This window comes from Sphingomonas oryzagri (genome assembly GCF_029906645.1).
Taxonomy (GTDB): domain Bacteria; phylum Pseudomonadota; class Alphaproteobacteria; order Sphingomonadales; family Sphingomonadaceae; genus Solisphingomonas; species Solisphingomonas oryzagri.
In genome coordinates this window covers 2,396,449-2,413,984 of the sequence record NZ_JARYGZ010000001.1, presented here as the reverse complement: position 1 = coordinate 2,413,984, position 17,536 = coordinate 2,396,449, and the positions used below count along the sequence as shown (strand labels likewise).

Sequence of the window (17,536 nt, the reverse complement as noted above, 5' to 3'; positions counted from 1 at the left end):
GAGGAGGAGGAGGAGGAGGAGGAGGAGGAGGAGGAGGAGGAGGAGGAGGAGGAGGAGGACCCGGCGCGCCGGAAGGCGGCGGCCTGTCGCCGCGAGGGGCAGGAGACGGGGGAGGCGGTACCAACGGCCGCCCGTCGGGCCCCGAGCGAGCGCACGGGTCACCTGTCGGTGGCGGCGGAGGCGGAGGCAGCGCCGCGTCGCCTCTAGCCAAGCCCGGTGGCGGAGGAGCCGGAATCTGAGCATCGGCGGCTCCGGCGAGGCCGGCTGTCGCGAGCGACAGTCCGGCAAGCGTCAAGATGAAGGTGTTTCTCATCGCTTGATCCTTTGACGGTTACCCATGGTGGGCGGACGTCAAGGCTCGGGTGGAATTGCGGCGAGATCCGGTGGTTTCATGTCGAACTTTGTCGTCGGAGCCAAAAAACGTGTCGGAGCGTATCTCACCGGCTTATGCACAGCTTTCGACATACTTTTTGCCGCGACTTGACGGCGACGGCGGGTCAGACAGGGATCATGGATCACTCGACCAGGATCATCATAGTCGAAGACGATCGCGAGATCGCGTCGCTGGTCTCCGACATGCTGCGGTCGAACGGCTTCGCGGCGACGGCGGTCGGCGACGGCCCAGCGCTTCGGGCGACCTTGCCGCGAGAGTGCGATGTCTCGCTGATCATTCTTGATCTCAATTTGCCCGGCGAAGACGGCTTGTCGCTGTGCCGCTGGCTGCGATCCGTTTCGACTGTACCGATCATCATGCTGACCGCACGCGGCGATCCGATCGACAGGATCATCGGCCTGGAGATTGGAGCCGACGACTATCTCGGCAAGCCCTTCGAGCCCCGCGAACTACTGGCCCGCATCCGCAGCGTGCTGAGACGGACCGCGGCTATTCCGTCAGCGGAACCGCTCGAAGACAATGATCACAATGTCCGGTTCGGCGGATGGCGTCTCGATCGGCGCCGCCGTCACATCATCGCTGCCGATGGCACTCTGGTACCTCTGTCGGGAAGTGAGTACCGGCTTCTCTCGGCCTTGATCGAGCATCGTGGCGAGGTGCTTCCGCGCGAAGTCCTTCAGGCCATGGCCGGTGGCAGGGCCGAGACGGTGCTCGATCGCGCGATCGATCTTAGGATCAGCCGGCTGCGTGCCAAGCTCGGCGATGCGCTGGACGGCTCCCCCATCATCAAGACCGTAAGGGGACGGGGTTACGTCTTCAGCGAAGTCATCGAGCCGTGCTGACCCGGATAACCGCGTTCGCAAGCTCCATGGTCGGCAGGATCTTCGCCGTTCTGATGATCGGTATCGTGGCCGCCGCATTGGCTGCGTCGATCCTGGCCGGCTTGCAGCGCCGTTCCGACGTCAGCGCCGAACGACAGGATCGCGTGATCGACCGGGTGCTGACGCAGATTTCGACGGGAGAGGCGATCCCAGGTTTGCACCGCTTGCAGGCATGGCCCAAAGGGACGCCGGAAGATCGCCTCGCCCGACGTCTCGCTGCTCGGGCACCTGAGTGGCGCAACATCGCTGCGGCGAGCGTCCCGGCACCCGATTGCGCTCCGCCGCCTCCAGCTCCCATGCCGTTGGGCTCCCTCCCGCCAGTGCCGCCCCCGCCGCCGTCCCATTGCTACGCCGTTCGCCTGGTCGATCCACAAGGGAACTCCGTCCTGCTCGCGGTTGATGCCCCGCCGACGCCAAGCCTTGTGGATGACAGCTTCAGCTGGGCCTTCATTGCGGCGCTCTGTGTTGCGGCGCTGCTGCTGGCTCTGGTCATCGCGCGAATGGCGGCGCGTCCGATGACGCGTCTCGGGCTTGCCGCGCAGCAATTGGCCACCGATCTCGGCGCGGATCCGATCGTTGCGCGAGGCCCGAGCGAGGTGCGCAGGACCATCGAAGCCTTCAACGACATGCAAGTTGAGTTGCGCCGAGCCATGGAGGAGCGGACCTACATGCTGGCGGCGATCTCGCACGACCTGCGAAGTCCGCTCACCAGGATGCGGCTTCGCTTCGATGCCATCCAGGATGCAACGCTTCGCGACAAGCTGATCGAGGATGCCTGGATCATGGATGGTTTGATTGAGGAAGGGCTCGATCTGGCCCGGCTGTCCCGATCCGTCGAGCCGTTTGAGCGCGTCGATATACGGGCACTGGTCACAAGCTTGTGCGAGGACGCGCAGGACGTCGGGCAGCCTGTCCGCTTCTCAACCCTGCCGCCGATGATCGTGCGGACAAGACCAGAAGCTTTGCGGCGCATTTTGACGAACCTCGTTGAGAATGCTCTGGCTTACGGTAACGAGGCCGACCTGAGCGCGACCATCGCGGCGGACTCGGTCAGCATCGAGGTGCGAGACACTGGTCCGGGTATAGCGGCCGAGGCGCTGACGAAGGTGTTCGAGCCGTTTCATCGTGTTGATGGCGCCCGCGCTCCTGCCGGGGGAACTGGGCTTGGCCTCACCATTGCCCGCCTGCTTGCACAAAAGATCGGCGGCTCGATCTCGCTCAAGAACCGGGCGGGTGGCGGCCTAAGCGCAACGGTGACAGTGCCGCTTACTTCCTCCTGACGGCGCGACCATTGGCAAATCATGTTCGACCGGCGCAACCAAACCTGAGTGCGTGATCGCTGAAAGGGCTGTCAGCGTCGCGGCGGAACGGTTCCTTGTGCTGCAGGTTGTTGCGCCACCGTCGTGCAGGCCCGGGCGTAAGGAGAGCAAGAATGAAATGGACAGCAGCGATCGTCTCGGCGGCATTCGTCGCCACTATGGCCGGCGCGCAACCCGCTCCGCCGCCGGGCGCCTGGGATGCGGGCGCCTTCTGGCATGGTGCTCCGGATGGTCCGCGCGAGCGGATCCAGTTCCTTCAGGACCGGATCAATCGCGGGCGCGCCGACGGTAGCCTCGATCACCATGAAGCCGATCGCGCCCAGGGCGAGCTTGACGGCGTCCGCAACTGGATCCGGCAAATGCATTGGTATGATGCTGGTCCGCTCGGACCCGACCAGCGTGCTCGCGTGCAGGAGCGTCTGGACCGGATCAGCCGCCAGATCCGTTGGATGCGACACGACGGCTGGTGACGTCGACGGCCAGCCGGCCAGTCCGGCTGGCCGCCCCGGAGCGGCGACCGGATGCAACGGTCAGTCCCCAGCGATGATCGCAGGAAGGTGGTCGGTTTGATCGTATCGGCCTCTTCGTTGCAGAAGCGCATTCTACTTGCCGCTGCGGCCATCCTTCTCAGCACGGCTCTCGCTCTGGTCGGCCTGCTCGCGCTGGCTGACAGCGGGGCTTTTGATCGTCTGATCATGCGATGGGCATCCCACCGGCTGCATCGACCGGTTCAGATGCGAAGTCTTCGGCTTGACCTTCTGTCGTTCGATCCCACCATCACGATCCATGGGATCGTGATCGGGAACCCGGCTTGGCTGCACGGCGGGCATCTGGCCGAGGCGCGCATGATCATCGCTCACGTTGAACTGCTGCCCCTTTTTAAGGGTAAGATCCGCCCGACCGACCTCGCGGTGTCAGGCCTCTCGCTGCACCTCATTCGCGTTGCGCCGGGCCGCAACAACTGGACCATGTCGGAGCATCCCCGTCCAGGCCCGGCGTTCGCGCCGCTTGCTGATGTCGCCCGCTTCCTGGTCGAGCCCGCGAAGATCGATATCCAGGACCTTGGACGATCGCTGCGTCTGACGGGGATCTTTCGCCATGACGCGTCAGGCGCTCGCCCTTTCGCGCTGGAGGCGACCGGCACATTGAAAGGGTACGGGGTCTCACTCCAGACAAGCGGCGGCCAACTCAACGCCGCCGCCGTCGGACCGCCATGGCCGTTCACGGCGAAGCTTGTCGATGGTCGGATGCAGGTGACAGCCCAAGGAGTTTCCGCGCAGCCGTTCGACCTTTCCCGCTTCAATCTTGGAATGAGCGCATCCGGACCAAACCTCGCGGATCTCGGCTATCTCTTCAATCTCGCGACACCCAATTCACGGCAATTCGCCGTGAGGGCGCGGGCGCAAACGGACGGCCGACATTTCAAGTTCAGCAACATCGTGGGGCGCGTCGGCGACACCGACGTGGCCGGCTGGATCCGATCCGACCACGGCTCGGACCGCAAGCGGATCGTGGCTGCGTTCGCTTCGCGTCAGTTGACGCGACAGGACATCGACGCGCTGCTCGCAACCGTGCCGCCGCGTGCACTGGCTCGCGCACGGTCGGGAGAGATCGAAGCGGCGGTTGCGAGCCCATGGATATTTTCAGATGTCCCGTTCGGTCTCGACCGCTTGCGCGCCAATGACTTCGATCTGTCGGTCAGTGCGCATGAAGTGCAGGGCTATAGCTTGCCGCTTCAGGATGTTCGAACGCATCTGATCGGCGCCGAAGGCATTCTGACGATCGAGCGCTTTACCGGCCGCCTTTATTCCGGCGCGCTGATCGCGAACGGAGCGCTCGACGCTCGAGTCGCTGTTCCCAAGCTGCGTCTGCAAGGCCGTCTGGATGGCACTGTGCTTCGAGATTTTGCGAGAGCAAGCAGCCAGCCTGCGGAAGCTCGCCTTTCAGGGCGGGCCGACATCGAGGGGGCAGGGCTTTCGCTGCATCGGATTCTCGGTGCCGCGTCAGGGAGCATCGCGATCCAGATCACCGGCGCTGCCGTGCCGCGCCGTGCTGCCTGGATACTCGGCGGCGATCTGCTGCGCGCCTTGGGCAATGTCGGGGGCAAGACGCAGGGCGAGACGATCCCGGTTTCATGCTCTGCCATGGAGATGAAGAGCGAAGGTGAAGGTCGGTTCGGAGCGACCGGCCTTGCGGTGAGCACGCCACTTGGCACTGCTCTGGGAACCGGGCATCTCGATCTTGGCACTGAACGGGTATCGATCATTTTGCAGGGGCAGCCGCGCACGAGTAGGCTGATGCAGGTTGCGACACCCGTGAAGATCGAGGGACCCATGCAGTCGCCGACGGTCGCCCTGCTGCCGGGTCGCAAGGCGCGCGCGCTTGGCCTCAAAGGCATGTTCGGGGTGGCGTTGACGCCCATCGCCGGATTGCTTCCGATCGACAAGGAGAAAGCACGTCTTGCGGTTGTTCCGGCACTGGCCTGTCGCTGAACGGCTGCTCGGTTTTCTGCCACACCGCGGGTTCCCGTGTTTCGCGCTCGCACGGTCGACGGTGCCAGTGCCCGTTCCTCCGTCCTGAAGGTCCACGAACAAAACATCGCGACGAGATGTCGCTACCGCCAGAGCCTAAGCATCTGAGGTGCACCGGATCGACCTGATACATGAGTGATCTTCGGCTGAGCATGGTAAGCAGATGGCCGGTTTGCGTTTAGCGTTGCATGGCAACGGGCGATCCGCAATCGGCAACCAAGTAGACCAAGCGACAGCTGCGGCTCGCTGCGCTAAGGCCGCCACATGCCGCAATCAACGCCTCGCCTCGCCATTGCCTGGATCACCGTCGGAGCTTTCCTGCTGGCGGGCAAGACCACGATGACGGGCGCTCCCCAGCTGGTCGCCGTCGCGCTGTTCGGCTGGCTGTTTGGAGTGATCATCTGGTCCGCATTTGGCGTGGTTCACGAGGCCGAAGAACTGGCGGAGCGGCTGGGTGAGCCGTTCGGCACGCTCGTTCTGACACTCTCGATCGTCATCATCGAGGTCGCGCTGATCGGCGCCGTGATGCTCGGGTCCAAGGGCGTCCCGACCCTCGGGCGCGACATCATGTTCGCTGTCCTCATGATCGTTCTGAACGGGGTTGTCGGAGTAGGATTGTGGTGGGCGGCATTCGCTACCACCAGCAAAGCTACAGCCTGCAGGGCGCCAGCGCCTATCTCGCGGTGATCATCCCTCTGGCGGTCATCGCGCTCGTGCTTCCAAATTTTACCACCTCCACCGCCGGGGGCACATTGTCGCTTCTCCAGGCGATCTTCTTTTCCGTTTTCACCATTGGGCTTTATGGCATTTTCCTCTGGTTGCAGACCGGAAGGCATCGCGGCTTTTTCACGGCTGGCGATGCGGTCGCCGCCGACGCGATCGGCCGACCTTTGCCTCACCAGGATACGGGATTGGCTACGGTCTCGATCCCCGTCCGCATATGTCTGTTGCTGGCCAACATTCTGCCCATCGTCATCCTGGCCAAAAGCCTGGCCAAGCTGCTCGACCACGGCATCGCCGCGATCCGAGCGCCGACCGCCCTGGGGGGCATTGTGATCGTGATGATCGTCTTCACACCAGAAGGTATTTCCGCGATGAAGGCGGTGGCCGCCAACCAACTAACCCGCGCGATCAATCTGTGCCTGGGCGCCGCGACGTCGACGCTTGGCCTGACCGTCCCGGCCGTACTTACCATTGGCCTGATCACAGGTCAGTCTGTCGTCCTCGGCGTCTCGGCAGCCAATATGGTGCTGCTGACTGTCACCCTTATCCTCAGCACGCTGACCTTCTCCGGAACCAGGACCACGATGAAGTCCCCAGAACCGCACGCACCAATCGCGCCGGCGATCAGTTGGCGAACGTTCCAGTCGATATGGAGAGGCGTTGCTCTCGCATCGCGGCCATGGACGATCCGGGCTATTGTCCGTTTTCCCAAACCTGCTTTCGATGATCAGTAATGGGACGTCGGCACGGAATCATGCGAGCCTCCGGCGCGAGCGCTTTGCAACGCGTGTTTGTTCGTTGAACCGTGAAGGGCCGCAGATTGTTTCCGACGGGTTATTCCGGACGATGCATGTGAGCGATGGGGGCGGAGCCAATGGATACCGACGAGCGCGAAGCGCAGCAGAAGCCCGCCGAAGGCTTGTCCGATGAAGAAGTCGAATCGGTTGCCGAGCGCCGGGCCGGGTCAGCGAAAGTCGTTCATGAGGTCGTGCGGCTGCAGGGCGACGAGGAGTTGGATCGCCCTGCACTTTCTTTGCTCTTCTCCGGATTCGCCGCGGGCGTTGCGATTTCAGCTTCGGTTCTGGCTGAGACCTTCTTGACAATGGGCCTTCCGAACGCGCCATGGACCAAGCTCGTCGCGTCATTCGGGTACTGTGTCGGTTTTGTGATTGTGGTCATGGGCAACCTGCAGCTCTTTACAGAAAATACTGTGACAGCAGTGCTGCCTGTTGCCACGCATCCAACTCTTCATAATGTGTGGCGCCTGCTTCGATTGTGGTTGATCGTACTGGTTTCGAACCTCGCCGGTACGATGTTGGTCGCTGCTTTGATCGCCAGTGGTACTATCGTCGCGCCTGAAGCGCGGCAGGCCGCCATCGAGCTGTCTTTGGCGGTCAACCGGCACGATGCGCTCACCACGCTTGCGCTCGGCACGCCAGCGGGTTTCCTGGTCGCTGCGATAGCATGGATCTTGCCGAACGCACGCGGGTCGGAATTCAGGGTCATCGTGATGGTCACCTACGTGATCGCGATCGGGGGCTTCAGCCACGTCGTCGCCGGATCGGCCGAGGCTTGGCTCATTGTGTTCACAGGTCGCGACAGCGCCCTCCAGGCAATCAATGGCTTCATACTGCCAGCGCTCGTCGGGAACATCATTGGAGGTACAGGCCTATTTGCCGTGCTCGCGCGCATGGACAAGTCAGGGGCGAGATCAAGCCTGGCGCATGAGGCGGTCGGTCTCCAACTCGACTGCGGAGCGCCCATCTCCCGGACCCGGGCGGTGACGGCTGGTTCCAGATGCTGGGAAGAAGGGACTGGCTAGGATCTTTGAATAACGGAGATCGTGCACGCTGTTAGCGACATGAGCAGCTGCCACAATGCGAATAACCATCAATCTCCACGGGCATGGTATGCCGCAAGATCCGGGACGGTTCGAGACGCCGTGGCCTTACGTCCGGGTAGGGCGGTAGACGATCTGCACGCGACCGATCGCTCGGACGGGCAAGTAAACACCGTTTCCGGCTGCCTGCAGGATGCCCGTCTGCACGCGGTCGATCCGTGCACGGATAAGGAAATCACCCTGACGCCGCTCGGCGATGGCGGCCCGCACCTTGGCGATCAGTCCGGTAAGGTCCTTGGTCAGATTCTGCTCCAACGAGGTGGCGATCAAGCTCGTGATGCCGGGGCTGTTGCCAAGCGCTATGAGCAGATCGCCGCCCAGGCGATCCGCGTGGCCCTGGATTTGCAGATCGGTGAAGGTGACCTGCGCAGAGCCCGGTTGATTGATTGGCCTCGCGGTCAGCCAGATATGGCCTTGGATCCTGCTCGACGGTGACGAGGTCGGTGTCGCCACCACGTCTATGCCCACTGCGATCCGGCGTTCCGTCGTTCCATACGCCGTGACCTGGCCGAACTGCGCCATGACCGGGCCGATGCCGGGCAGCAGAAATGGCCGGGCCGATCGCTTGCTCAGCGCGCGCTGCAGTACCGGCTCAAGCTGATCGTAGTCCGCAGCGACCGGGATGGAGAGGCGCACCTCGTTCCCCGGCGTCCCTTTCACGAGATCCGGCAGCGCTGGCGCTTGAGGATTGGGAGGGCGTTGGCCGATGAAGGTCTCCGTATTGCCGTCCACGGCGGCATCCAGATGGAGCTCGCCTTCTTCGATGCGATAGCCTCCATAAAAGACCTGCTGTGGCGTGATGCGCATCCACACCGGCGGATGATCATCGTTCAGCGAGATGGAGGTGAATGCCGACCGCCATGCCCGCTCCGCCTGCGCACGCAGGTTCAGCTTGCGCAGCTGCGCGGGGAGCTCGCGCTGCAGCTTTCCCAGAAGTGGTCGGAGCTTTTCGTCGGCCTTGTCCGCGAACGTGATGCGCTGCCCGAGGACATCGATCCCCGGCGGCGTGGTCCATCCGTATTGAAGACGGACCTTGCCGGTGGGCGACCAATCCTTTGCGAAGTCCAGCGTGATATGGGCCGCGACCGTTGCGGCGCCATCGGCCGTCTCGCCCTTGAGCTTCGCTCCGGCATCGCGTGCGGTGACATGCGCGTTGACCGGAATCTCGGCCACTATGTCGGTGCCCGAGCCCCGCAGCGTGATTGGCCCCCGCGTAACGACGCCTGAGAGCGCGCAGGGAATAGCTGGGAGAACCTTCACCCGTGCGCCAAAGATCTTCACGCGCTGCGGCGGAATGCATCGGGCAACCCGCTTGTCTATCGTCCAAAGGGTCGTCGGAACTGCGTGATCGAGCCCCTTTGCGAGAGAGGTCAGATCAGCTTCGATCGGCACCGAGATAATCGATGCTTCTGCCGGCAGAGCAATGCCATCGTGGACGCGGACCGGTGCGTTCGCTCGATCGCCACGGCCCGAGCAGGCCGCTAGGGCTAGGACGCTCAATGCACCAAGCCCCCAGCGGAAGAACTGCGCCTGCTTGGGGGCTGCGAACGAGCCGTGCCTCATGCGGGCGCCTTCGAGATCCGATAGGGCCCGGACCGGGCCGACAGATACACGCCTTTCCAACTCAGCCGAACCAAACCTTCGACCACCATTTGGTCGATCACGCTATGAACCATGGGCATCGCATACCGCCAGTTTTGCCCGGCCGCATTGGGGGCAGCGCCATCGGCGAGAGCCTGCGCGATTTCGCTGGGGCAAATTGTCGCTCCGGCCGGCCGGGAATCCAGCAGGTTGGTAGCCGCGCTTCGTATCCGTCTTTCAACGAGCATTGAAACCATGTCGCTCGGAATCGCCCGATTTCTTGCTCTTGGCGCGGCACCGGTCAGAACAGAATTTCACGGCTTCCCAGTCTCGTTCCCATTTCTTCCGCCACGCAAACGGGCGATGGCACAAGACGCACGTCTTTGTCGGCAAACCGGGTTTCTTGTGGACCATTGCTTCGTAACGCGCTGGGTAGCTTTGCGTTCAGCGCGGGTCACCTTCGCCGCAGACTGCAGTCAATTGCCGGTCTGTCAAACCACGGGCAGCATCCCGAATCGTTACGGTCATTCACCAACCAAGCGTGAGGGTAGTGGCGGCCGGATTCGACATCGATGGGGTCAGCGTCGAGGCGTATCCGGGCGAGGAACACGGCATTCACACAGTCCGGCTCGCCACGAAGCGGGCCGCGATCGGCTCGCCGAAGGAACGCCGACTCCGCCCACTTCACGTCATTCGGGCGTTATTGCAGAATGAACAATTTCGATCAGATACCCCTCGCGCCCGCCGGCGATGACCGAGCCTCGGGTAGTTGGCATTCGATCGATTGTGCAATGCTTCAACTGGAGACCGGTCGCCGACGGCGCTGCTCGACACACGGCGTGCGGCCTGGATAAACTCGCTGTATGCATCCGGCGCGGCCATCCCTCCGTATCTTCCAAGCGCATCTCAAACGCGCAGTTGTGAAGGAATGGAGCGGCATGGATATTCCGAAGCGGCTAGCACTTCTGTTCTGTCTCTTTGTCGCGGCGACTCCGGCGTTCGCTGCGTCGAACTTCGCGCCCGGGCAATGGAGCCACGAGACCCAGCTTATCCAGGCCGATGTTCCGGACATTCCGCAATGGATCATCCGGATGTTCGCGGGCCATGGCAGTCGCAAGAGCTGCGACAGCGCCGCGCAACTGGACAGCCACCCGGAAGCGCTCCTGACGGCAGACGACGAGGCCGTGTGCAAGCTGCGGAAATTCTCGGCGACCAACGGCAAGCTGATCTTCGACACCTTCTGCACGAACAAGCGCTTCCCGGACGGCTTGCTGGTGTCGTCGCGCGGATCCTACACGCCGACGTCGTACAGCATATCGACCACCAGCACCGGCACGCGCGATGGCAAGCCGGTCCGCATCCTGACGACGGGCACCGGCAAGCATATCGCCGACGCCTGCACCAAATCGTGAGGGCGCCATGATCGGCACATGGGCATCGGCGGCACTCGCGACTGCGATCAGCTTCCTGGCGCTGGACTCGATCTGGCTCAGCCTCGCGGCGGGCCGGCTGTATCGCCCGAGGCTCGGTCCGCTGCTGCTCGACCAGTTCAACGTCGCGCCGGCCGCGGCCTTCTACCTGATCTATCTGGCCGGCATCCTCGTATTCGCGGTCGCCCCGTCGCTGGCGTCCGGACGATGGACGACCGCCTTGGCGCGGGGCGCCATGCTGGGCCTGGTCGCCTACGCCACCTACGATCTCACCAACCAGGCGACGCTGCGCGGCTGGTCCACGACGGTGACCATCGCGGACCTGTGCTGGGGGACATTCGTGACGGCGACGGCTGCAACCATCGGCTTCACCGTGGCGCGCTGGATGCTCGCGCGCGGCTGAGGCTCCAGACGATCACCACCGACAATGCGGCCACGCTGATCGCGTTGAGCCGCAGGAAGTGGCCATATTCCGACGCGTCGAAGCGTCCGAACGGCATGCCGTATCGGCCGTGCAGCAGTCCGGCAATCGCCGTCGCGCACAGAAGGCCGGCGCCGACCCGCCATTCGCGCCACCGAAAGGCGAGCAGGGCGATCAGGCCGCAGGGGATCAGGAACAGCTCCACGCCGGACTCCGCACCAAACGCCTTGGCGCTGAGGATACCGTTGGCGATGCCGGTGAGGGGCAGCATGGCCCGTCCGGCGAGCGCGTTGCGGCGTGCCACGATCGGCACGGAGGCGAAGAAGGGCGTCGACAGGAAAGTCCAGAACGCCCCCGGCCAGTCGCCGCCGACGATCCACCACAGATAGACCGGATAGAAAGGCTGGTTGGAGGCGACCAGCAGCGCGATCCGGTTGCACGCGGCGGCCAGCGGATCAGGATGCGCCGCATAGTCGCCGAGGCGGCGGAGAAGGTTCACGCTGGACGAGAGGCGGGGCGCAGGCGGTAGTGACTCACGCCCCATTCCTCGCCGTCAGCGTGGCCGAACAGGCCGGCGGTCGCGAGGTAGAAGAGGCGCCAGCGTCGCCGCCAGAGCTTCGCCTGATCGCCATAGACCTCGCGCAGCACACCATCGATCTCCGCGCGATTTGCGTCGAAGCGGGCCAGCCATTGCTCGGCGGTCAGCTGGTAGTGGCGCCCGTTCCAGCGCCATTGCTCCTCGATCTCGAAGCAATCCGGGAAATGTCCGATAAGGCCGTGGCTTGGCATGATGCCGCCGGTGAAAAAATGCTGCGCGATCCAGTCGGTCGGGTCCGCCTGGTCGAAGCGATAGGGCTGGCTCCTGTGGCTGAAGACGTGGAGGAACAGCCGTCCGTCCGGGTTGAGCCACGAACGTGCGCGGCCGAGCAATGCCTGCCAGTTCGACATATGCTCGAACATTTCCACCGAGACGATGCGATCGAACGTGCCGGTCGACTGGAAATCGTTCATGTCGGCCGTCACGACGAGCAGGTTGGTCAGGCCCGCCGCCTCGGCCAATGCCTCGATATGGCGGCGCTGCGGTGCCGAGTTCGACACGGCGACGATCTGCGAGCGCGGGAAGCGCTCCGCCATGAACAGGCTCAGCGAGCCCCAGCCGCATCCGAGCTCAAGGATCGTCTGGCCGTCGGCGAGATCGGCATGCCTGACCGTTTCCTCGAGCGCGAAGATCTCAGCTTCGGCCAGCGTCTCGCGGCCGGTCGGATAGAGGCAGCAGCTATATTTGCGGCGCGGCCCGAGCGTCAGCTCGAAGAAGCGGGGCGGCAGCTCGTAATGCTGCGCATTGGCGGTATCCGCATGTTCGGCGATCGGAAGATCGGACATGGCCCGCGCGAAGGTCGCGTCATTGTCTTCCGCCGCAGCCAGGCTCCGCCGGCGGGTGCCGACAAGGAACTCCACGCCGGCGCGCGTCACCGCATCGGGGAGCGGGGTCGCCTCGACGGCACGGATGGCGGCGGCGATCGGATTCATGGGCGATCCTCTTCGGTTCGGAAAAGCGGGATGGGCCAGAAGGCGCGGATGCGGCGCTGCGTCCGGCGAAAGGCCTCGCCGCGCGAGCGCAGCATGTGCGCTTCGAGTGGCGGGATGCCCGAGACGTGGACCAGCAGCCAGTACATGAAGACGGGCCCGCTCAACGCCAGCCAACCCCAGCCGAACCGGCCATCCGGTCCGATCGCGATGACCGCGTAGGCGACCCAGCCCAGCCATTCGAAGAAATAATTGGGGTGGCGCGACAGGCCCCACAAACCGGTGTCGCAGACGCGCCGGCGGTTGGCGGGGTTGCTGCGGAAACTGTCGAGCTGGGCGTCGGCCACCGCCTCGCCTATCACCGCAGCGAGCAGGATCAGGGCCCCGGCCCAGTCGCTCCAGGCCGGGAAGAGGGCGGGATTGCGCGCTGCGACGAGGATCGAGACCGAAAGCAGCCACGCGGCAGCGCCCTGGATCTGCAGGAAGCCGAAAAACCGACGATCGAATCGATCGCCCCATTCGCCCCGCAACTCGGCATATCGCGGATCGTCCTGACCGCCCTTCGTCCGCCGGGCGATGTGCGTGCCTAGCCGCAACGACCAGCCGGCCACCAGCAAGGCGACGAGCCATCGCCGCTTGGCGGGCGGCCCGTCGATCGGTGTCAGTGCCGCAACGACGCCGGCGAGCCCGATCGCATAGGACCAGATAACATCGGTCCAGCCCGACCGGCCGGGCTTGCGCGCAATCGCCCAGGCGCCCGCCATAGTGATCGACAGCGCGGAGGCGAGCAGTGCGGAGAGGATCACGGAGCCCATGCCGAAGATACGGGCGGTCATGATTTTCGGATGCCCGCGGATTTTTCGGTCATCCAAATCCGGCGCCGCTCCGTAGCTCCTTCAGGAACGGATCGAGAGAGGCGGGCGAAGACGATGCAGGCGGACGGGACGCTCGATATCGCGGTAGTAGGCAGCGGCATTTCCGGTCTGTCGGCGGCCTGGCTGCTGGCACAGCGCCATCGCGTCACCCTGTTCGAGGCGGACGATCGCATCGGCGGCCACAGCCATACCGTGATGGCTGGCAGCGTGGCCGTCGATACCGGCTTCATCGTCTATAACGAGCACACCTATCCGAACCTGACCGCCCTGTTCCGTCATCTCGATGTGCCGACGAAGCCGACCGAGATGAGCTTCGCCGTCTCTCTCGATCGCGGTCGGCTCGAATATTCGGGCACCGATCTGGGCGGCCTGTTCGCGCAGCGGCGCAACCTTGCTAGCCCACGCTTCTGGTCGATGCTGCGCGATCTGGAGCGTTTCTATCGCCGCGCGCCGCGCGACCTGCCGCAGATGGGCTCGCTCGGGCTTGGCGACTATCTCGACGGGTTGGGTTGCGGCGCCGCCTTCCGCGACGACCATCTCTATCCGATGGCGGCGGCGATCTGGTCGACCCCGGTGGACGACATCCCGGATTATCCGGCCGCCGCGTTCGTCCGCTTCTGCGAGAATCACGGCCTGTTGAAGCTCGGCCGCCGCCCCCCCTGGCGGACCGTGGACGGCGGAAGCCGTGAGTATGTTGCGCGGCTTACCCGGTCCTTCTCCGATCGGATCTCGACCGCGCATCGCGTGCGCAGCATCCGCCGTGTGCGGGATGGCGTCGAGATCGACCGTGGAGATGGTCCCGACCGCTTCGATCATGTCGTGATCGCAACCCATGCGGATCACGCGCTGGCGATGCTCGGCGATGCAGACGCCCACGAGCACCGCATCCTCGGCGCCTTCGGCTATCGCCGCAACGAGGCGGTGCTCCATTCCGACTCCGCCCTTATGCCGCGCCGCCGCCGCGTGTGGTCGAGCTGGAACTATGCGTCCGAAATGGGGGCGGGTGCGCCGGCGCTGTCGGTGACCTACTGGATGAACCGCCTGCAGGGCCTGCCCGACGAGCAACCGCTGTTCGTGACCCTCAACCCGATCCGGCCGCCCGATCCGTCGCTCGTCCATCGCCGCGACATTTACGATCACCCGGTCTTCGATGCCGCGGCCGGTGCCGCCCAGGCCCGGCTCTGGTCGTTGCAGGGCGTGCGCAACACCTGGTTCTGCGGCGCCTATTTCGGGGCGGGCTTCCATGAGGACGGATTGCAGGCCGGTCTCGCGGTTGCCGAGCAGCTCGGCGGCGTGCGGCGGCCGTGGACCGTCGCCGGCGAATCCGATCGCATCCAGATCACGCGACCGGCAGGGCTGGCGGTCGCGGGGTGACAGGTGCGTCCGCCCTCTACGTCGGCCATGTCATGCACCGGCGGACGCGACCGAGGGCGCACCGGCTGCGCTATCGGATCTTCTCGCTGCTGCTCGACCTCGACGAGATCGATCTGCTGGCGAGGCGATCGAGGCTCTTCTCGCGCAACCGGTTCAACCTCTTCGCCTTCTACGATCGCGATTATGCGGGCGCCTCGCACGTGCCGCTGCGCGCGCAAGTCGAACGGCATCTCGCGTCGGCTGACATGGACCTTGGCGGCGGGCCGATCCGTCTCCTCACCATGCCCCGCATCCTCGGCTTCGCGTTCAATCCGCTGAGCGTCTATTTCTGCCACGACCGGGCCGGCGCGTTGCGGGCGATCCTCTACGAGGTCAACAACACCTTCGGGCAGCGGCACAGCTATCTGCTGCCGGTCGACCAACAGGGCGCGGTCCGGCAGGCGTGTGCCAAGCGGTTCCACGTCTCGCCCTTCCTGGGGCTCGACATGCGCTACGCCTTCCGGGTCAACCCACCCGATGCGCGGCTCTCGATCGCGATTATCGGATCGGACCGGGACGGCCCTGTCATCACTGCCGTGCACAGCGCGCGGCGGCGGCCGCTCACAGATGCTGCACTGCTGCGCGTCTTCGCCACCCATCCGTTGCTGACGCTCAAGGTGGTCGGCGGGATCGCTTGGGAGGCGCTCAGGCTCTGGGCGAAGGGCGTGCCGGTGCAGCACCGCCCGCCGCCGCCGCCGGACCCCGTCACCACCGCCGCCACGCCGAAAGAGGTCGCATGTATCTGAATCCCGAGAGCGAGGCGGACATCGTCGCCTTCGATGCGTCCGCGAGCGACCATGCCGGCCCCTGGCTGATCCGGCGCGTGCTGCGCCATCTGGACTGCGGGCGACTGACGGTGATCCTGCCCTCGGGCCGGCGGATCGCCCATGTCGGGCGCTTGGCCGGCCCGCACGGGATCGTCGAGCTGCGCAACAACCGCGCTTTCCGCCGCCTCGCCACGCGCGGCGACGTTGGCTTCGCGGAGGGCTATGTCGCGGGCGACTGGACCAGCCCGGATCTCGCCGCGCTGATCGCGGTGGCGGCGGAGAATGTCGCGCGGCTCGATCGCACGCTGGAAGGTTTCTGGCCAGTGCGGCTGTGGCGGCTGCTCGGCCATGCATTGAAGCGCAACTCGGCGAAGGGCAGCCGCCGCAACATCGCCTTCCACTACGATCTCGGCAACGATTTCTACCGGCTCTGGCTCGACGAGAGCATGACCTATTCCTCGGCCTGCCGGATCGCGCAGGGGCAGTCGCTGGAGGCGGCGCAGACAGCGAAGCTCGATCGCATCGCGGACCTGCTTGCGCTCCGCGACGAGGATGACGTGCTGGAGATCGGCTGCGGCTGGGGCGCGCTCGCCAACCACCTGGCCCCGCGCTGTCGCAGCGTGACCGGGCTCACTTTGTCCGCCGAGCAGCTGGCTTATGGGCGCGCGCAGACCGAAGCGGGAGGGCGCGCCGATCGGATCGACCTGCGCCTTCAGGACTATCGCGACGAACGCGGCCTCTACGATCGCATCGTCTCGATCGAGATGCTCGAGGCGGTGGGCGAGGCCTATTGGCCGGTCTATTTCGAGCGCCTGCGCGCCTGCCTCAAGCCCGGCGGCCGGATCGTGCTGCAGGCGATCACGATCCGCGAGGACCGCTTCGAATCCTACAAGCGCAGCCCCGATTTCATCCAGCGCTACATCTTTCCCGGCGGGATGCTGCCGACGACCGCGATCCTCCGTCGCGAAGCGGGCCTCGTGGGGCTGGCCATCACGCACCAGGAGATGTTCGGCGAAGGCTATGCCGACACGCTCGCCGAATGGCGCCGCCGCTTCGATGCGGCGTGGCCTGCCGTCGCCGCGCTGGGCTTCGATCAGAGCTTCCGCCGGTTGTGGGACTATTATCTGACCTATTGCGAAGCGGGCTTCCGTACCGGCACGATCGATGTCGGCCTCTATGTGCTGGAACCCGCCGCCTGATCAGGCGGCGGGGTGCGCCGCCCGCCACGCTTTCACCGCGGCCATCGTCTTCTCGACATGGCCGGCCGGATCGAGCGCGCTGTAGACGAAGATCACCTTGCCGTCGGGCGCGATGACATAGCTGGTGCGGTTCGATCGGGAGAGAACCGGCAGCTTCACCTTGTAGGCGGAGATCAGTTTCGTGTCCGCCGAGGCCACGGCGAACTTGTTGCGGCATTCGCTGACCGAAAAGCGGTTGAGCTTGTCGATGTCGTCGGCCGACACGCCGATCACCGTCGCGCCCAGCGCGTTGAACTGGTCGGTCGCCTCGGCGAAGTCGTGCGCCTCGATCGTGCAGCCGCTGGTGAAGGCGGCCGGGTAGAAATAGAGGACGACCGGCCCTTTCTTGAGCGCATCGGCGAGATGGAAGGGAAAGGCCTTGCCAGCAAGACTGGCCTGCGTCGTGAAATCGGGCGCGGTGGCGCCGGTCGGCAGCGCGGCCCCGCTTGGCGAGCAAGCAGCGAGCGCCAGCGCGCCGAACGCCATCGTGATGATCCGGGGCATCGCAGTCTCCTATCGTCGATGGCCGATATACG

The 17,536-nt window shown here is 64.8% G+C and carries 20 protein-coding genes; 13 read left to right on the top strand and 7 right to left on the bottom strand.

Going from position 1 to position 17,536, the window contains the following annotated elements; translation table 11 throughout:
- The 8 genes from QGN17_RS11565 to QGN17_RS11530 form a co-directional block, all read left to right on the top strand.
- Positions 1–207: hypothetical protein (locus tag QGN17_RS11565; RefSeq protein ID WP_281044642.1), on the top strand; the 207-nt coding region annotated here is incomplete at its 5' end.
- A gap of 303 nt (positions 208–510) precedes the next feature.
- On the top strand, positions 511–1,236 hold the full coding sequence (locus QGN17_RS11560) for a response regulator (protein ID WP_281044641.1): 726 nt from the start codon (positions 511–513) through the stop codon (positions 1,234–1,236).
- 26 nt (positions 1,237–1,262) lie between these two features.
- Positions 1,263–2,555 carry a sensor histidine kinase gene (locus QGN17_RS11555; protein ID WP_281044640.1) on the top strand — a complete coding sequence of 431 codons (1,293 nt, stop codon included), beginning with the start codon at positions 1,263–1,265 and terminating at the stop codon, positions 2,553–2,555.
- 152 nt (positions 2,556–2,707) lie between these two features.
- Positions 2,708–3,064 carry a hypothetical protein gene (locus QGN17_RS11550; RefSeq protein ID WP_281044639.1) on the top strand — a complete coding sequence of 119 codons (357 nt, stop codon included), beginning with the start codon at positions 2,708–2,710 and terminating at the stop codon, positions 3,062–3,064.
- Positions 3,065–3,160: 96 nt separating this feature from the next.
- Positions 3,161–5,086, top strand: a complete 1,926-nt coding sequence (locus QGN17_RS11545) for an AsmA family protein (protein ID WP_281044638.1) — start codon at positions 3,161–3,163, stop codon at positions 5,084–5,086.
- A 303-nt stretch (positions 5,087–5,389) separates the two neighbouring features.
- A complete protein-coding gene (locus tag QGN17_RS11540; RefSeq protein WP_281044637.1) occupies positions 5,390–5,812 on the top strand; it encodes a hypothetical protein in 423 nt (140 codons plus the stop codon).
- Positions 5,746–6,582, top strand: a complete 837-nt coding sequence (locus QGN17_RS11535) for a calcium:proton antiporter (RefSeq protein ID WP_281044636.1) — start codon at positions 5,746–5,748, stop codon at positions 6,580–6,582. Before QGN17_RS11540 ends, QGN17_RS11535 begins: the two co-directional genes overlap by 67 nt.
- 140 nt (positions 6,583–6,722) lie before the next feature.
- Positions 6,723–7,670, top strand: a complete 948-nt coding sequence (locus QGN17_RS11530; protein WP_281044635.1) for a formate/nitrite transporter family protein — start codon at positions 6,723–6,725, stop codon at positions 7,668–7,670.
- Positions 7,671–7,796: 126 nt separating this feature from the next.
- Here QGN17_RS11530 and QGN17_RS11525 read toward each other — a convergent pair whose 3' ends face one another.
- From QGN17_RS11525 to QGN17_RS11515, 3 genes are read right to left on the bottom strand one after another with little or no spacing between them, the layout of a single operon-like run.
- Positions 7,797–9,311, bottom strand: coding sequence for a DUF4403 family protein (locus tag QGN17_RS11525; protein ID WP_281044634.1), 1,515 nt, complete (start codon positions 9,309–9,311; stop codon positions 7,797–7,799).
- Complete coding sequence (locus QGN17_RS11520; protein ID WP_281045204.1) at positions 9,308–9,577, bottom strand: DUF3253 domain-containing protein; 270 nt, start codon at positions 9,575–9,577, stop codon at positions 9,308–9,310. Before QGN17_RS11520 ends, QGN17_RS11525 begins: the two co-directional genes overlap by 4 nt.
- Positions 9,567–9,743 (bottom strand): DUF2256 domain-containing protein, encoded by a 177-nt coding sequence (locus QGN17_RS11515; RefSeq protein WP_281044633.1) that lies wholly within the window; start codon positions 9,741–9,743, stop codon positions 9,567–9,569. Before QGN17_RS11515 ends, QGN17_RS11520 begins: the two co-directional genes overlap by 11 nt.
- 449 nt (positions 9,744–10,192) lie before the next feature.
- Here QGN17_RS11515 and QGN17_RS11510 point away from each other — a divergent pair, with 449 nt between their 5' ends.
- The gene (locus tag QGN17_RS11510; protein ID WP_281044632.1) at positions 10,193–10,741 is read left to right on the top strand and encodes a DUF3617 domain-containing protein; all 549 of its coding nucleotides are present in this window, start codon (positions 10,193–10,195) and stop codon (positions 10,739–10,741) included.
- A gap of 7 nt (positions 10,742–10,748) precedes the next feature.
- Positions 10,749–11,162, top strand: a complete 414-nt coding sequence (locus QGN17_RS11505) for a DUF2177 family protein (RefSeq protein ID WP_281044631.1) — start codon at positions 10,749–10,751, stop codon at positions 11,160–11,162.
- Here the strand turns inward: QGN17_RS11505 and QGN17_RS11500 are convergent.
- Genes QGN17_RS11500 through QGN17_RS11490 form a run of 3 tightly spaced genes read right to left on the bottom strand, consistent with a single transcriptional unit; the run spans position 11,128 to position 13,543 of the window.
- Entirely contained in the window at positions 11,128–11,679 is a 552-nt protein-coding gene (locus tag QGN17_RS11500) for a hypothetical protein (RefSeq protein WP_281044630.1), read from the bottom strand. The genes QGN17_RS11505 and QGN17_RS11500 overlap by 35 nt on opposite strands.
- On the bottom strand, positions 11,676–12,710 hold the full coding sequence (locus tag QGN17_RS11495) for an SAM-dependent methyltransferase (protein WP_281044629.1): 1,035 nt from the start codon (positions 12,708–12,710) through the stop codon (positions 11,676–11,678). The genes QGN17_RS11500 and QGN17_RS11495 overlap by 4 nt, the downstream gene beginning before the upstream one ends.
- Positions 12,707–13,543, bottom strand: coding sequence for a DUF1295 domain-containing protein (locus tag QGN17_RS11490; RefSeq protein WP_281044628.1), 837 nt, complete (start codon positions 13,541–13,543; stop codon positions 12,707–12,709). The genes QGN17_RS11495 and QGN17_RS11490 overlap by 4 nt, the downstream gene beginning before the upstream one ends.
- 93 nt (positions 13,544–13,636) lie before the next feature.
- On the opposite strand from QGN17_RS11490, the gene QGN17_RS11485 reads away from it, so the two are divergent.
- The 3 genes from QGN17_RS11485 to QGN17_RS11475 are packed head-to-tail and all read left to right on the top strand — an operon-like array spanning position 13,637 to position 16,961.
- Positions 13,637–14,956: an NAD(P)/FAD-dependent oxidoreductase gene (locus QGN17_RS11485; RefSeq protein WP_281044627.1), complete on the top strand. Its 1,320-nt coding sequence runs from the start codon at positions 13,637–13,639 to the stop codon at positions 14,954–14,956.
- Positions 14,953–15,741, top strand: a complete 789-nt coding sequence (locus QGN17_RS11480) for a DUF1365 domain-containing protein (protein WP_281044626.1) — start codon at positions 14,953–14,955, stop codon at positions 15,739–15,741. Before QGN17_RS11485 ends, QGN17_RS11480 begins: the two co-directional genes overlap by 4 nt.
- The gene (locus QGN17_RS11475; protein WP_281044625.1) at positions 15,732–16,961 is read left to right on the top strand and encodes an SAM-dependent methyltransferase; all 1,230 of its coding nucleotides are present in this window, start codon (positions 15,732–15,734) and stop codon (positions 16,959–16,961) included. Before QGN17_RS11480 ends, QGN17_RS11475 begins: the two co-directional genes overlap by 10 nt.
- Here the strand turns inward: QGN17_RS11475 and QGN17_RS11470 are convergent, their stop codons facing one another.
- A complete protein-coding gene (locus QGN17_RS11470; RefSeq protein WP_281044624.1) occupies positions 16,962–17,504 on the bottom strand; it encodes a peroxiredoxin in 543 nt (180 codons plus the stop codon).
- Positions 17,505–17,536: the final 32 nt, after the last annotated feature.

What these genes read in the sequence shown, in the direction of transcription:
- QGN17_RS11560 (WP_281044641.1), top strand. Translation starts at nt 511, where the DNA reads ATGGATCACTCGACCAGGATCATCATAGTCGAAGACGATCGCGAGATC.
- QGN17_RS11555 (WP_281044640.1), top strand. Translation starts at nt 1,263, where the DNA reads ATGGTCGGCAGGATCTTCGCCGTTCTGATGATCGGTATCGTGGCCGCC.
- QGN17_RS11550 (WP_281044639.1), top strand. Translation starts at nt 2,708, where the DNA reads ATGAAATGGACAGCAGCGATCGTCTCGGCGGCATTCGTCGCCACTATG.
- QGN17_RS11540 (WP_281044637.1), top strand. Translation starts at nt 5,390, where the DNA reads ATGCCGCAATCAACGCCTCGCCTCGCCATTGCCTGGATCACCGTCGGA.
- QGN17_RS11530 (WP_281044635.1), top strand. Translation starts at nt 6,723, where the DNA reads ATGGATACCGACGAGCGCGAAGCGCAGCAGAAGCCCGCCGAAGGCTTG.
- QGN17_RS11525 (WP_281044634.1), bottom strand. Translation starts at nt 9,311, where the DNA reads ATGAGGCACGGCTCGTTCGCAGCCCCCAAGCAGGCGCAGTTCTTCCGC.
- QGN17_RS11520 (WP_281045204.1), bottom strand. Translation starts at nt 9,577, where the DNA reads ATGCTCGTTGAAAGACGGATACGAAGCGCGGCTACCAACCTGCTGGAT.
- QGN17_RS11515 (WP_281044633.1), bottom strand. Translation starts at nt 9,743, where the DNA reads ATGGTCCACAAGAAACCCGGTTTGCCGACAAAGACGTGCGTCTTGTGC.
- QGN17_RS11510 (WP_281044632.1), top strand. Translation starts at nt 10,193, where the DNA reads ATGCATCCGGCGCGGCCATCCCTCCGTATCTTCCAAGCGCATCTCAAA.
- QGN17_RS11505 (WP_281044631.1), top strand. Translation starts at nt 10,749, where the DNA reads ATGATCGGCACATGGGCATCGGCGGCACTCGCGACTGCGATCAGCTTC.
- QGN17_RS11495 (WP_281044629.1), bottom strand. Translation starts at nt 12,710, where the DNA reads ATGAATCCGATCGCCGCCGCCATCCGTGCCGTCGAGGCGACCCCGCTC.
- QGN17_RS11490 (WP_281044628.1), bottom strand. Translation starts at nt 13,543, where the DNA reads ATGACCGCCCGTATCTTCGGCATGGGCTCCGTGATCCTCTCCGCACTG.
- QGN17_RS11485 (WP_281044627.1), top strand. Translation starts at nt 13,637, where the DNA reads ATGCAGGCGGACGGGACGCTCGATATCGCGGTAGTAGGCAGCGGCATT.
- QGN17_RS11475 (WP_281044625.1), top strand. Translation starts at nt 15,732, where the DNA reads ATGTATCTGAATCCCGAGAGCGAGGCGGACATCGTCGCCTTCGATGCG.
- QGN17_RS11470 (WP_281044624.1), bottom strand. Translation starts at nt 17,504, where the DNA reads ATGCCCCGGATCATCACGATGGCGTTCGGCGCGCTGGCGCTCGCTGCT.